General features: G+C 39.5%; 15 protein-coding genes. 7 read left to right on the top strand and 8 right to left on the bottom strand.

Annotated elements, in window-relative coordinates; genetic code table 11:
- Positions 1-42 precede the first annotated feature (42 nt).
- Positions 43-1,407, top strand: a complete 1,365-nt coding sequence (locus tag SPD53_RS07660) for an MATE family efflux transporter (RefSeq protein ID WP_336252153.1) — start codon at positions 43-45, stop codon at positions 1,405-1,407.
- Between the two features lie 344 nt (positions 1,408-1,751).
- Here SPD53_RS07660 and SPD53_RS07655 read toward each other — a convergent pair whose 3' ends face one another.
- The 5 genes from SPD53_RS07655 to SPD53_RS07635 form a co-directional block, all read right to left on the bottom strand.
- Positions 1,752-2,507 carry a hypothetical protein gene (locus SPD53_RS07655; RefSeq protein ID WP_336252152.1) on the bottom strand — a complete coding sequence of 252 codons (756 nt, stop codon included), beginning with the start codon at positions 2,505-2,507 and terminating at the stop codon, positions 1,752-1,754.
- Entirely contained in the window at positions 2,500-3,375 is an 876-nt protein-coding gene (locus SPD53_RS07650; RefSeq protein ID WP_188856384.1) for an ATP-binding cassette domain-containing protein, read from the bottom strand. Before SPD53_RS07650 ends, SPD53_RS07655 begins: the two co-directional genes overlap by 8 nt.
- Positions 3,375-3,749: a GntR family transcriptional regulator gene (locus SPD53_RS07645; protein ID WP_188856383.1), complete on the bottom strand. Its 375-nt coding sequence runs from the start codon at positions 3,747-3,749 to the stop codon at positions 3,375-3,377. Before SPD53_RS07645 ends, SPD53_RS07650 begins: the two co-directional genes overlap by 1 nt.
- A gap of 404 nt (positions 3,750-4,153) precedes the next feature.
- Positions 4,154-5,047, bottom strand: a complete 894-nt coding sequence (locus SPD53_RS07640) for a fructose bisphosphate aldolase (RefSeq protein WP_188856382.1) — start codon at positions 5,045-5,047, stop codon at positions 4,154-4,156.
- A 67-nt stretch (positions 5,048-5,114) separates the two neighbouring features.
- Entirely contained in the window at positions 5,115-5,531 is a 417-nt protein-coding gene (locus tag SPD53_RS07635; RefSeq protein WP_188856381.1) for an SLAP domain-containing protein, read from the bottom strand.
- 121 nt (positions 5,532-5,652) lie between these two features.
- Between SPD53_RS07635 and SPD53_RS07630 the strand changes: the two genes are divergently transcribed.
- The 6 genes from SPD53_RS07630 (at position 5,653) to SPD53_RS07605 (ending at position 11,507) form a co-directional block, all read left to right on the top strand.
- Positions 5,653-6,732, top strand: coding sequence for a uridine kinase family protein (locus SPD53_RS07630; RefSeq protein WP_188856380.1), 1,080 nt, complete (start codon positions 5,653-5,655; stop codon positions 6,730-6,732).
- A gap of 150 nt (positions 6,733-6,882) precedes the next feature.
- Positions 6,883-7,926 (top strand): hypothetical protein, encoded by a 1,044-nt coding sequence (locus tag SPD53_RS07625; protein WP_188856379.1) that lies wholly within the window; start codon positions 6,883-6,885, stop codon positions 7,924-7,926.
- 339 nt (positions 7,927-8,265) lie between these two features.
- Entirely contained in the window at positions 8,266-8,544 is a 279-nt protein-coding gene (locus tag SPD53_RS07620; RefSeq protein WP_156856634.1) for a GNAT family N-acetyltransferase, read from the top strand.
- A 131-nt stretch (positions 8,545-8,675) separates the two neighbouring features.
- Positions 8,676-8,861, top strand: coding sequence for a hypothetical protein (locus SPD53_RS07615; protein WP_188856378.1), 186 nt, complete (start codon positions 8,676-8,678; stop codon positions 8,859-8,861).
- A gap of 12 nt (positions 8,862-8,873) precedes the next feature.
- The gene (locus SPD53_RS07610) at positions 8,874-10,757 is read left to right on the top strand and encodes an ABC-F family ATP-binding cassette domain-containing protein (RefSeq protein ID WP_336252151.1); all 1,884 of its coding nucleotides are present in this window, start codon (positions 8,874-8,876) and stop codon (positions 10,755-10,757) included.
- Positions 10,758-10,838: 81 nt separating this feature from the next.
- Positions 10,839-11,507 carry a hypothetical protein gene (locus tag SPD53_RS07605; RefSeq protein ID WP_156856631.1) on the top strand — a complete coding sequence of 223 codons (669 nt, stop codon included), beginning with the start codon at positions 10,839-10,841 and terminating at the stop codon, positions 11,505-11,507.
- A gap of 45 nt (positions 11,508-11,552) precedes the next feature.
- Here the strand turns inward: SPD53_RS07605 and SPD53_RS07600 are convergent, their stop codons facing one another.
- The 3 genes from SPD53_RS07600 to SPD53_RS19805 form a co-directional block, all read right to left on the bottom strand.
- Complete coding sequence (locus tag SPD53_RS07600; protein WP_336252150.1) at positions 11,553-12,569, bottom strand: LLM class flavin-dependent oxidoreductase; 1,017 nt, start codon at positions 12,567-12,569, stop codon at positions 11,553-11,555.
- A gap of 349 nt (positions 12,570-12,918) precedes the next feature.
- A complete protein-coding gene (locus SPD53_RS07595) occupies positions 12,919-13,587 on the bottom strand; it encodes a hypothetical protein (RefSeq protein ID WP_188856376.1) in 669 nt (222 codons plus the stop codon).
- 682 nt (positions 13,588-14,269) lie between these two features.
- Complete coding sequence (locus tag SPD53_RS19805; RefSeq protein WP_373290801.1) at positions 14,270-14,341, bottom strand: hypothetical protein; 72 nt, start codon at positions 14,339-14,341, stop codon at positions 14,270-14,272.
- Positions 14,342-14,523 lie beyond the last annotated feature (182 nt).

The raw sequence follows: 14,523 nt of genomic DNA, 5'->3' as shown, positions 1-14,523 counted from the left end.
TGGAATTTGAAAAATTTAATAGTGAAGGAGAAACGATTTCAATTGAATATAGAAAAAAATAAATATCAAGAACAGTCGTTGTTTAGTATTACGTGGCCGCTTTTTATTGAAATCTCTCTTCATATGAGCGTGGGCATTCTTGCAACATTAATATTAAGTAGTTACTCTGACCAGGCGGTAGCTGGTGTCGGTGTAGCGAACCAGATTATGAATATCTTTATCATCCTTTTTAACGTGACAGCAGTCGGAGCGACAATCTTGATTGGTCAAAACCTTGGAGCAAACCAGCTTAAAACGGCGAGGGACTATGCAAGATCTGCTTTCGGGCTGAATTTCTGGATCGGTATCGTGATGACGATTATTGTAATTGCATTTGGCGGTATATTCTTAAATTTTTACGGATTGAGTGGAGAGATATATGATTACGCGTATTCTTTCCTCGCAATTACAGGGCTTTCCCTCTGTATAGAGGCTGTAGCTTTAGCGCTTAGTGCTGTACTAAGAAGTCACGGATATACGAGAGAGACGATGTTTGTCACGGTTATCATGAATATAATTAGTATTGCCGGATACTTTATTGCGGTTCACGGATTGTTCGGTCTTCCGGTGACGGGAGTTGTCGGAGTTTCCGTTACAATCATTGTGGCCCGTATCTTCCTCGTCCTTGCTTTGTTAGGATTTGTATATAAACGGCTGGCGATTAAATTCAGCTTGCAAGATATTTTTAAAATAGATAAGACAAACATCAAAAATCTGATGGGGATTGGGATACCATCTGCTGCAGAACAACTATCCTATCAGTTTTCACAAGTGGTTATTACAAGTTTTGTTGCAATCATAGGGGACGCGGCACTTGCTGCGCGGGTTTATATTTTAAATATATCGATGTTTTGTTTTATGTTTACGATGGCAATATCTCAAGGTACACAGCTTCTCATTGCTCGCTATGTCGGAGCAGGGATGTATGAGCGCACATTGAAACGAGGCCTGAAAACGTTGCGGATAGCAGTTTCCGTTTCACTTGTCATTTCGCTTATCATCGCACTAACCGGCAAAGGACTCCTTGGAATATTCACGAGTGACCCGGCAATTATTGCGGTTGCGATTCCGGTCCTCTGGGCGATTGTGTTCATCGAGCCTGGCCGGGCGGTGAATATGGTCTTGATGGGGTCATTAAAATCAGTAGGGGACGTTCGTTTCCCTGTTGTAATTGGTGTCATCTCCATGTGGGGGCTTGCGGTTGTCCTAAGTTACGTATTCGGTATTCATTTCGGACTTGGCTTACTTGGTGTATGGATTGCGCAAGGTGTGGACGAATGGTTCCGTGGCATCTTCGCCTACCGTCGCTGGAAATCCCAACCATGGTTGAGGAAAAAGTTAGTTAAAACAAAAGCAGAGACAATATGATCAAAGGCGCAAGCGCCCTTACCGGCTAAGAACGCGACGTCCTGTCGCAACGCCTGTACTAGCACATCCTGTGCGTCGTAGCAACGTACAAACTGGAGCACTCTGGAATGAGATAAAGGAAACATGCCCCTTTAGGGGTATGCCGCTGTTGGGCTTTAGCCCGTACTTAAGCGGCCTTCCTTTAGTTTTGAGTTGATGTTGACTTATCGATTGGAGGAGTGTGAAGTTTGATAGTTGCTGGGCGCAGAGCGGACGTGGCTAGCCCTGGATACCTAAGTTATCACAGCTTTTTATTTTATAGTTTCTTATACAATAAAAAAGAGGGGAGCAGTACCCCTCTTTTTTTATATTTTAATCGGTGCTCTTTTTGTCAATGTCCGGATAAGGATTAATGGAATGAACATGATGACTACAAGAAGAATATAGGCAACCCGGCTTGGTACTGCATCAAAGAAGGCATAGGTTTCAAATAACGGCAAGTCCATTGCGATACGCTGCATGGAGTCTTTTGCAACAATTAGGACGATGCTGATGGCGATAAATAAAATCCCACCAATCACCCCAAGCCGATAAAATGCTGCACCAATCAACCAACCGATTAAATAAAAGGCAAAGATATTTAAACTAAATACAGCAAAAGACAGCAATACATTCGCCTCCATATCAACATAGGGCGTAATTAAAATGCTTTGTAACAGATCGCCAATGAAATTGCCATCTGCAGCAGATTCGATATTGAAATTCGGTTCTTTAAAATTACCCAATATCAATTTCTCGAAAATAGTGAGTACATAAGCGAAAACTGGAATCAATATGGAAAGGCAGATACTTGCGATTGCATTCCCGTAAAAATAATTTTTTCGCGTTACTCCCATCTCAACGAAATAGGGCATAAATGAAATGACAATGATTCCGATAACAAGCATATATACATTACTAGCAACGAAGCTACTATTGTAAAAGGTATCTATCCCGTCTGCACTGAATATCAGCCTAACGATATTTACAAGTAGCAGAATCCCCATATACCAAAGTGTCCAAGTAAGCTGTGCTTGTAACATGATGAAGGCCGCTTGACCGATTTGTACTGGCTTATTCATTATCTTCATCCTCCTTTGTCAGCTGTATAAACAAGTCTTGCAGTGAGATATTGCGAACTTGCAGACCTCTTTCTCTCGCTTGTTGCCGCTCCATATCATTAAATTCTCCGTATAAAGTCACCGAAAAGGTATCTCCCAATTGCTCATGATGAACAATTTCCTTATTTTTGCTGAAGGCATCTATTGCTTCTTTGCTGCCGATCAGATTAACCCCGCGAGAGAGCAAATCTTCATATGCTTCATGAAGAAGGAGTCTACCTTCTTTTAAAATAAGCACTTCATCAAACAGATAATCCATTTCAGAAACAAGATGTGTGGAGAGAATCATAATCCGTGGATGACGTTCCTGTTCCTTTAGCAACTCTTTATAAAATAAGTCTCGTGCCGGTGCATCCATTCCAAGATAGACTTCATCAAAGATTGTAATCGGTGTTCTGCTAGCAAGGCCAACAATCACATTGAAAGCAGACTGTTTCCCAGTGGACAAATTGGATAAATTTTCCTTTAAATCCAATTTAAATTTCTTTACTAATTCAAGCGCGTATTCATAATCGAAATAGGGACGATAGATTTGTAAACCTTTTAACAATGTCTTTACAGAATCCGTTTCTCCGCTATTATCTTTATTGTAGAGGAAAGCAACCTGCTGCATGATTTCCGCATTTTCAAATGGTGCTTCTCCGTTAATGAGCATTTTGCCGGAGGATGGTTCCCGAAATGAGCCGATGATGGAAAGAAGTGATGTTTTCCCAGCACCATTTCTACCTAGGAGACCATAAATCTTTGGTTCGTTCAGCTCAAAATTAATATCTTGTAACACTACATCTCCACCATAAGAGAAATGAAGGTTTGTTGCCGTTATATTCATTATTTCTCACTCCCTTTAACTTGTTTAATAAACTTTAGTATTTCTTCTTCTGTAATTTCCAGCTTCTCGGCCTCTTGTACGAGGGTGACTATATAATCCTCGACGAACATTTGCCGCCGTTTTTCAAGCAACTGTTTTCTTGCTCCTTCTGCAACGAACATACCAATCCCTCTTTTCTTAAAAAGAATTCCGTCTTCCACAAGTTGATTGATTCCTTTCGATACCGTCGCATGATTTATTTTATAAAAATTCACAAGTTGATTCGTGGAAGGGGCCTGGTCTCCCGCTTGTAATTGTCGATTGATAATTTGGTCTTCGATTTGTTCACGGACTTGAAGATAAATTGGTTTATCATCCAGTAACAGATGTTTCAATGCCAGCCCTCCTTTTTATGTTTTAGTGTTACGGTTATATACTAATGTATATAACCGTAACAGCGATTAATTATTTTGTCAATAAACTATTTGAAATAAAGAACATTGGCAGAAGCCCCTTTACAGTAAGTTTCGCGATTCGTTTCACGGGCGCCTAGGACTGCGATTACTCATCCCGCCAAAAGATCTGCTCGTTGGGGCGTGTTGTAAGCTTATTCAGTGAAGAAAACTCCTCGCAAAGTGACAAAAGGATTGGTCATGGAAGCTAACTCAAGAACTATTTTATATTGGGCTATGCTGGACGTGGCTAGAGATGGATCCCTAAGTATCTACAGCATTTTTTCCTATGCAATAAAAAAATCCTTCCTACACTTAAGTAGAAAGGATTTTCATATCTTAAATTTTTATTTTTTATTTACAGAAGCGTCATAAATTGTTTCCACTGCATCGTCTAGAGTTTGGTTAAAGCTTTCATCACTTTGATTGACATTGAGGTTTTGCGTGAGGGCTCTTGAGAAGCTTGCGATGATACCCTCATTCTCTTTCAGTTTCTCATTCGCCTCAACGAGTGGGTAACCTCCTGATAAAGCGACAATTCGGATGACTCGTGGATGGTCAACAATTTCTTTATAGAGATTAGCTACAGTCGGGATTGAGAGTTTCAGCATAACATCTTGTCCATCAGCTAATTCATTCAATTGCTTCAATAATTCTTCTTTCAAAATCTCCTCTGATTGGGATTTGTCTTCACTGAAAATATCTACTTCAGGCTCAATAATTGGAACTAATCCAGCAGCAAGAATGTCTTTACCGATATCGAATTGCTGTTTAACGATTTTTTGGATACCTTGCGCGTTCGCTTGCTTAATGACAGAGCGCATCTTCGTACCGAAAATATTCCGCTCATTTGCTCGTTGCAGTAATTCATCCAGGTCTGTAATAGGCTTCATGAGCTGGACTCCATCTGCTTCATCAGCAAGACCTTTGTCCACTTTTAGAAATGGAACGATTTCCTTCTCTTCTGCTAAATAGTCAGCGGTATACTTCCCTTCAATGTGACGGTCCATCGTCTGTTCAAATAATATGGCGCCAAGGATACGTTCAGAGTTAAAGGCTGGTGAAGTTATAATCCGGGTGCGCATGTCGTGAACAAGATCGAACATCTTGTCTTCATTATCGTACGCGTCTTCCGCTATGCCATAATTTTTCAAGGCTTTCGGTGTACTTCCGCCACTTTGGTCAAGTGCTGCAATAAAACCTTTTCCATTTCGAATTCTTTCCAAATGTTTTTCCTGCATGCATTCCACTCCTCTTTCCATTGTATTAAGCGCTAGAATATTCAGCTACTATCTATTGTATCATTAATTATTGTAAACTTTTACCCGTTTGCAAAGTTTTCTTTTCTTTTTCAATTTGCAACCTGCTATTCTCAAAGGAAGGAGACCTATGCCAACTCACTTTAGGGAAAATGAATGTCCAAGGCATGCTCGTCTTCCGCTGAATATTCACCTGCGGAAAGGTAAAATCATGTTCGGCGATTAATTCATCAGCTTCTAGGTACGAAGCATAAACATTTCTAAGGGGAAAATCCTCATTCGAAAAGTTATGGATGAGCACAATAACAAGTAAATCTTCATTATGATTAATTGCTTGGCTTATCGGAATAATTTCCACATTTTTCTTGTTTTCATTCGTTGTCTTCTGGAATAGAGACGTAATATTATCTCTATCAATCGGAGCAATCGTCTTATCCCAAGCTGCTTCAAATATAAGTTGTTGCATGTAAACATCGCCTCCTATATTTAACGTAACAAAAAAAGGAGTGGAGAGGAACTAATAAGTATGCATTGTCAATGAAAATTAAAGCTAGTACGATAAAGGAAGTAGAGATGGAGGGGTTAGAATGGAAGAGATTCTTTTAGCACATCAAAAAAGGTATGCTGAAATGGAAGCAATAGATTACTATAAATTAATCTATCAACAAACATTTGGTAGTTACGATGATCAGATTAATGAAAAAGATAGTTTGGAAAAGTTAACCGAGGAGTATAAAGGAATAGACAAAACGAAAACCCGAGTATTTCATGAACCGATTGGGAATGGCTATGTCCGTGTTCATCTTGGTGCAGAAAAGATAAGCGAGACGACATTATCCCTTTTAAACAAATTTTTTATCCGGTCAACAAATAGGCGATCGGGAACCATTGAGCAACTGGAAGAAAGACTAGAACGTGCAGTAGAATTAGCTGAAGAAGAGAAGCTTACGGTTGATGCACAAGACCTAGCAGGAGTGTTCCAGTTTTATAAAGAGAGGTGCTATCCGCCGGTAAGTCATAGTAAAGTTTATCACGAACAATACGATCCACATTACCGTGTTCTTGCTGCTAGTTATCTCGAATATTTGCCGGTGCTAGAGTACTTGGTAGAGCTTGCAAAGGGAGATACACCGAAACTCATTGCAATTGATGGAAGATGTGGCAGCGGGAAAACCACTTTTGCTCAGGTTGTAAAAGAAGTACTGGATTGTAATGTTTTCCATATGGATGATTTTTTCTTGCCTATCGAAATGAAGACAGAAGAACGGCTCGGTGAACCAGGAGGAAATGTCCATTATGAACGGGTACTTGAGGAGGTCATCCAACCGCTTATGAAAAGAAGGGAAGTGAAGCTTGTTCCATTCGATTGCTCCATTAATGATCTAGACAAACTGACAGTTATTCCGTATAAGAAGTTCAATGTCATTGAAGGAGTATATTCCTTCCATCCGGCACTCGAGGAATACTATGATGTTAAGATTTTTGTCACAACGGATCCGGGAACACAGATTCAGCGGATTAAAGAGCGGGGACATGAGGCTAAGCTTCACCGTTTCATCAATGAGTGGATTCCACTTGAAGAAAAATATATTGAAAATTTACGAGTGAATGAGTTGGCGGATTTCGTAATCCACACCGGCGATAAAAGAATGAGAGCTGAAAAATAAGAAATACTACGACTTTTCACCAGTCAAATCCATTTTTATTTTATAGTTTCTTATATTTCTAACAAATAGGTATTCTGACCTGTTGTTATTAAAAACAACAATGTATATCATTAATATCGAATATTTACTATATTTAGGAGGGACAGTTTAGTGGTCAGACGCAACCGATTATTAATGGTAATTTTAGCACTAATGATTTCGATTTTAGCTGCTTGTAGTAATGGTGAAAATGAAAAACAAGTGGAAACGGAAAATCAAAACAATGCGAGTGCACAAAAGGAATCAGAATCAAAAACTGAAGATGAAGAAGATTCAACAGATAGTACGGAAGAAGAAGTTTCCTTTGAAGTGAATCAAGGACTAGAAGACCAAGGTGATTTGGAAGTGAAATTTGAAGGGGATATCCATGTTGAAAACAAAGTTGTTTCTGTCAAAGGAACAACAAATCTTTTACCAGAATCACAACTTACCCTTTTGGTTGATTCAGAGGATGGTGTACTAATTGGAACGAGTGATCGAGCTCGAGTTAATGAGAATGGATCCTTTGAATTAGAAACTACTTTGCCGGATAACGTAGAAGGAATATTACATATTGAAGTAAAATTTGAGCCAACAAGTCAGGATGTAGAGGAAATAAAAAATCATTATTTAAACGAGCTTAGTGGGGGCTTTGTACGAAACTATGTAGAATTAGATGAGACCTATCAAAAGGCATCTTTCCAACAAACAATCACTCTAGATGAGGGTGAAGAACAGACATTTGCGATTACGGAACCAAGCTGGGAAATACCGGATGATTATGGAGAAGCAACGGTATGGATCGAGCCAGAAATAGAGAAGCAAGGAGATTATGTTGCTGTAAAAATAAATAGCAATATTATCGATGGAACGTTTATTCAAGCAAGAGCTTCCATTCCTAATTATATTACATGGGGAATACAAGGCACCGGTTATATAAATCCTGATGGCTCGGCAGTCCTATATTTTGAAGACCCAGAAAAAGACAGTAGAATTAAAAATCTAACTGAATATGATATTATTATTACAATGGAGCCATCCAATGGCAGCAATGGTCCGCATGTTACAGAGGTATATGGGGAGAATGGACAAAATCTGGCAGGCGATTTTGTTGATGATACTGAAGATGGTTCGAAAGTGATTAGGCAAACCATAACAGTTACGGTGGAAGAGTAGAATATATAAAAGGCAATCAACACTATCATGCGGGGAGTGTAGACATCCCCCGTATGATAGTGTTTTTTTGCTTACTGATAGGGCAGAGACGAGAATAAGGTTTGGTCCTAATAATTTTGACCTAGTGAGGGATTGTCCTATTAGTATTACTAGTAATTTCACCATTTAAGTTACTTCTCCATCTCGTGATTTAGCACTTTACTACTGATTCTATGATAAGTATAGCAGTACATTATGAAGCCAATGTAATATTTCCGTAAATATTTTTTTGATGTTTTCACAAAATGTAATAATTATGAGTTATAATAGAATAGATCTTATGTTTAGGAGGATTTAAGAATGACAACCATTAAAAAAGCCGGAAATAAGTTTTATGTAGGCGAAGATGTGAAAACACCGCTTGCTGAGATAACATATGTGGAATCTAATAGATCATTAGTAGTCATCGATCATACTTATGTCTCTGATGAGTTAAGAGGTCAGGGGATTGCTGGGGAATTATTGGAACAAGTCGTTTTATACGCTCGTGAGCATAATAAAAAAATTAAACCCCTTTGTGTATTTGCCAAGAAACGAATGGAAGATACAGTAGAATACCATGATGTTCTTGCTCAATAATAGATAAGACATCGTAATAATATAAAAGAGGCGAGCGCTGACGCTTGCCTTTTGTGTGTTTGTTTAAATGGAAATATCCGTGTTTGTGAGATAAACTTAATAGAGGAAGAGTAATGAACGGAGGTTGAATCATGAATAAGCTGTTAGTTACGCAGTTAGGTATGATAGCGGTCGTTTGGCTTGGAATGTTTTTCTTCTATAATGAGATGACAGGTACAAGTAAAAACATTTTTTATGTTGTAACGTCATGGTTGTTGTTTTTAATTGTAATGGTCGTCAAAAACCTGTTGAAAGTAAGAAAAGAAAAAACCGAATAGGAAGGATTTTTTATGCTAACTGCTGAACAATTATATAAGTCGTATGGAGATAAAGTGCTTTTTGATTCGATCCATTTTACCATTTCCCCATCTGAAAGAATTGGTCTGATTGGTGTAAATGGGACTGGAAAATCCACACTCCTTCGTACGATTGCTGGGCTTGCAACCTTGGAAAAAGGGACGATCGCTCATGCGAAAGATTACGAAATAGAATATTTAGCACAGGATCCAGAACTAGATCCAAACCTTACCGTGATTGAGCAAATCTATTACGGGGAATCCGCACTTATGAAGTTGCTCCGGGCCTATGAGCAGGCCCTGTTAGAGCTTCAAGCAGAACCGGAGCAGGAGAGACTGCAAGAAAAATTATTGAAACTGCAGCGTCAAATGGATGAACAAGATGCCTGGGAAGCGAATACGCAGGCGAAAACAATTTTAACGAAATTAGGGATTACCGACTTCGATAAATTAACAGGAGAGCTTTCCGGAGGCCAAAAGAAACGGATCGCTTTAGCGAAAGCACTAATTCAACCAGCAGAATTATTGATTCTCGATGAACCGACAAACCATTTGGATCATCTGACAGTAGAGTGGTTGGAAAAGTATTTGCAAACTTATCCGGGAGCGCTTTTGCTCGTAACGCATGACCGTTACTTTTTAAATCGGGTGACGAATCGAATTTTTGAATTGGATAAAGGGAATCTATATTCGTATGAAGGAAATTATGAAGTTTTTCTCGAGAAGAAAGCGGAACGTGAAGAACAGGAACGGGAAAGTGAAGCAAAACATCATAATGTCCTCCGCCGTGAACTTGCTTGGCTAAAGCGCGGTGCCAGGGCCCGCTCAACAAAGCAAAAAGCGAGAATTGGACGAATAGAAGAATTGCAAGAGAAGCAGTTCGACACGAAAAAACAGGGAATAGAAGTGCAAATTGGTTCTCATCGGCTTGGTAAAAAGGTATTGGAACTCGAAAATATTTCGAAATCTTTCGTTGATAAACAAGTTCTTAATGATTTCAATGAACTAATTATCCCTGGAGACCGGATCGGTATCATCGGACCGAATGGTTCTGGGAAGACAAGCTTGCTTAACATTATGGCCGGGCGTCTTGCGCCTGATGCTGGAAAAGTAGAAGTAGGGGAAACAGTTAGAATCGGTTATTATACACAAGGTGACGAGGAACTGGATGGTGAACAGCGAGTTATCGATTATATTAAAGAGACAGCTGAAGTCGTCCATTCGGTAGATGGTAACGTTATTTCGGCTGAGCAGATGTGTGAACGATTCCTCTTTTCCCGCAGTGAGCAATATACGTATATTAGGAGACTTTCTGGTGGGGAGAAGCGTCGCCTTTATTTACTCAAAATCTTAATGGAAGAGCCGAACGTCTTATTCCTTGATGAGCCGACGAATGATTTGGATACACAGACATTAAGTGTCCTAGAAGAATATCTCAGATCTTTCCCAGGTGTTGTCGTTACGGTTTCCCACGATCGCTATTTCCTTGATCGGGTGGCAGATCGGTTAATTATTTTTACCAATACTGGAAAAATAGAGCGGTATATTGGAACATACAGTGAATACTTGGAAAACGTCCGAGAGACTGAGCCGGTAGAAAAGTTACCAAAACAACGGGAAAAACAGAGCGTGGAAGAAAGAAAACAAAAGAAGCTGACTTACCGTGAACAGAAAGAATGGGAAACGATTGAAGATGATATAATGGGATTAGAGGAACGTGTCTCCGTGTTGGAACAACAGATTGCAGATGCTGGCAGTGATGCAGGAGAAGTTCAGCGTCTTTTCGCGGAGCAGGAAGATGTACAAGCGGAACTTGATCAGAAAATGGAACGTTGGGAAGAATTATCTTTAATGGTTGAAGCATTTGAAAATAGATAGGTAAAGGTTTAGAAACATTGATTCTAGTGAATCATGAACAAATATAAGCGTTTTTTGACTAAAAAAATCAGGAGGTTGGATATGAAGTTATATCAGGTTCGTAAGGGACAGTTTGTTTTTTATAAAAATGAGTTGCATAAAGTATACTCCGTTAAGCCGATGTTCAGACAATCCGTCCACTTATATCGTCTGAAAGATATGGAACAGATTCTTACAAGGGCAGCTGATATCGAATTGTATCGACCAAAACATAATGATACATTTATTTTCTACGGACAACGGTATACAATCGATCAGTATAAAAAGCCGGAACCGGGTGATTACATTTTAATTACGAAGCCTGCACCAGACTTATTTGATCACTATTCATTAAATGAAATTGAAAAAGTTGAAGAAGTTCATGAAAACAGTGTAACGACGACAAAGGATAATGGTGTAAAGCATCATGAATATGTCATGCTCGTTCCTGGTAAGAGTGAAGCGAGTCAAGAGATTGCCTACTATGATAAGGAACTGGTGCCAGAGGAACAACGCTTGAAAGATGAGTCGATTTCTTATCTAGCTGAGAAAGATGTAACACTGCAGCCTTATGTTGGGGATATTTATCTTGATAAACGAAATAATACGAAGGCAATGGTTGTCGCAGTGACAGAATCAGAAGTAACCTTTGGTCATGGAATCCACGTCCACATTGCAGAACTGCTAGACGAAGAAAGCTTTGAACTCATCTATCGTTACAGTACGGATTAATACGCAACTCATTGGAACGAATAAAAGGCTCTAGCTAGTAGCCTTTTATTCGTTTTTTTGTAAATACGCGTCTGCAAGTAGTTCGATCACTTTTTTGCGGAGGGTGATATGTGGAAGCAGTGGTACGATTAAAACTTCATCGGCCTGAAATAGACGGATGAGATCGTCTAATTGTTTGGTCACTTGTTTCACATCCCCAGTTATCATCCGTTTGCGGTTTGCCTGGATGCGCGCTCTCTCCTCGTCTGTATAGTTGTAGTTCCTTGCAGTTTCAACAGATGGAAACTGTTTAAACTGGCTGAACCGGTCATTTCCGAGCAACCATAAGTCCAAAGCTTGCCGGTATTCATTTGCTATCTTTTCTGTTTCAGCTGCAATAACAAAAGAGGCAAGAGAAACTTTAGGCTCTTGCATGAATCTGGATGGGGCGAATTCGCGCCGGTATGTCTCGACAGCTTTTATTCCGATATCAAGCCGGTCCGTACCCCGGAGGAAAAATCCGTAAGTGAATCCTACTCCAAGCTTTGCAGCTATCTTTGCAGTGCGGATACTCATAGATAGGAGCCACATTTCTGGAACAGTTGGGATAACCGGATTGGCTGAGAGTCCATGGAAGCGGTGATCGTTATTTACTTCATCGGTTAAATACGTTGCAATGTCTGTGATACTCGCTTCATAGTCGAGCTTCTCTCGTTTATTTTCATTCATCGCCCGATTGACGAGAGCCGTTCCTACTGTATTGCCAATACCTAAATCAATACGGTTAGGGTGGAATGCTTCAAGAATCCGGAAATTTTCAGCGACTTTTAACGGACTGTAATGGGGGAGCATCACTCCACCCGAACCAAGACGAATACGCTTTGTAGCGTTTGCTAAATGCATCATAATCATTTCGGGTGAACTGCCAGCAAACGCTGGAACATTGTGATGCTCTGCCATCCAAAAGCGGTTGTAACCTAAGCTTTCAGCTAACTGAGCAAGTTCGACTGTTTGCTCCAGCGCTTCTTTTTCGTTACTACCTTCATCAATTTGTGCGTAATCTAATATTCCTAGTTTAACCAACTTCATCCTTCTTTCCATATACTTTGGCTATCCATTTAAAATAAAGCTAACAAATTCATCTTTAATTCTCAAATCATACAATCCGTAAATTCTCAGACGGTCATACATGGCTTCATAGTTCGGATCCTTTAAGAGTAACCTGCATATACCCGTCCCTGTTGTACGGTCATTGCGCGACCGGATATTTTTTTGCTGTCTAAAACAAAATTATTCCGTATGGAAGTATCATTTCGTTTAGTTTACACAAAACTCATTATTTAAATAATGATGTCTAGCTACATACTTCAAAGACTACGGGCGTTTGTTATAGATGATTAGCTTTCATATTTTAGGTGAAATCAAATGTTGATTAGTCGAAGTCATCCCATAAATTGGTGTCCATATCAATTAGCCAATGGTTTCGGAGCGTGAGAGCACGTTCAAATGCTGCCAAGGCCCCGGAGATAGCTAGGAACGTATTTAACCAGCCTGGTAGCATAATAGGAGATTCGAATGTCCCGATATATTCCTGGACAAAGGGAATTTCAGTAATAAGGGCGATAAGTTGAGGTAATCCAAGTATAATTGATGCAAGCAAAATAATAATAGCTAGGATTCCAATTGTCTTGCTTATCCTTGGAAAGCGCTGATCAAACCTCATCCGGAGTCCTTCTGTAGAGCCGGGGTATGGACTAAGTTGTTGTTCGCTTCCTTCCTCAGGAATAAAATGCATACGGCTCAGTCCATAAGTCGTCGTTGCAACTTCAATAAATCCCCCGGGCACTGGAAAAGCTGCAGGCAGCTTAGATGTAGCGATATGTTTACCATCGCGGTACATATCGGCTTTCGATTCTTCACTAAAATAATTGACGTCAACCGTATAGGTGTGAGAATTCCCATCAATTTCATCTAATCGGATATAAAAAAGTGACCGGGAAAGCAAGTGATAAAAGCGGTAGGCTTTTAAAGCGTGTCCATCACCGGGTTTAACTTTACCTATTTTCCGCTGGTGACGCCAATTCCGTAATAGACGCAACATAATAACAGCCCCTTGTATTCAATCAATTTTGGAGGATAATGATCGTTATCTTTCTCTTTTGAATACGAAAAAAAGAGTGGATTGGTTTCAATAATAAAGAATCTTTCCATGAAGTTTCAGGATATAAATTCATTCAACGTAAGTATCTTGCTCGGCTATTATTTTAGTGCCCTGATTACCGTTCAGTTGCCCGGCGGACGGATACTTTCCCAATTAAGTAAGATAATCATACGTATGGGAAAATAGGAATCGTTTGTTTTCTTATTAGAGCAAGGTAAGCGCGCTAATAGGAAAATAATTCCCTATTGTTTTCCCGTTAAAGTAAGAAGAACATCCTAATGGGAAAATAACCCTCAGTTGTTTTCCCATTAAGCCAGATGAAACGGTAATGGGAAAATAAAACTGACAGTTGCCAGAGGAGGTGAGGCTCACCAGCCGCTCAGCAGGTGCGAGAGGTTTCGGGACTGCGGACCTCCAGAAATTAGTTATTATATTTTTCAATCAAAATTATTAGTTTGTGTATTTTGGGTAAAAATGTGGTATTATAATAGTAACAGAACATATAATAAAAAATGACCACAGCTGTAACTGTGGTCAAGTAGATATCCATTCTCTTAACAGGGAGTGGCGTTATCTAATATACAAAGAAAAAATAGCCCTTAGCCATTTGGCGAACAGGGGGCTATTTTTTTGTGTTAAAAATAGCGACAAGGACTACGATTAACGCAATGATCATAGTAGAAAAAGAAATCATTAAAGATTGGAATGTTGTCGTAGAAATCCCCCTTTTTCGCGGTAACTCCAACCGCCCTGTCCTTCATCAAAAAATTGATAAAGTGAAGAAATGTAAGTTTCCATTATACCACAAAAACCCCTAGACTATCTTTCTATCAAGAAAATCCTGTTACATCAAGGCTTTTTCTTTAACTAAAACAA

The organism is Oceanobacillus sp. MO10714A, from assembly GCF_037072045.1.
Lineage (GTDB): Bacteria > Bacillota > Bacilli > Bacillales > Amphibacillaceae > Oceanobacillus > Oceanobacillus indicireducens.
Note: the sequence above shows the minus strand (reverse complement) of the source record. Positions and strands in the feature narration are given on the sequence as shown.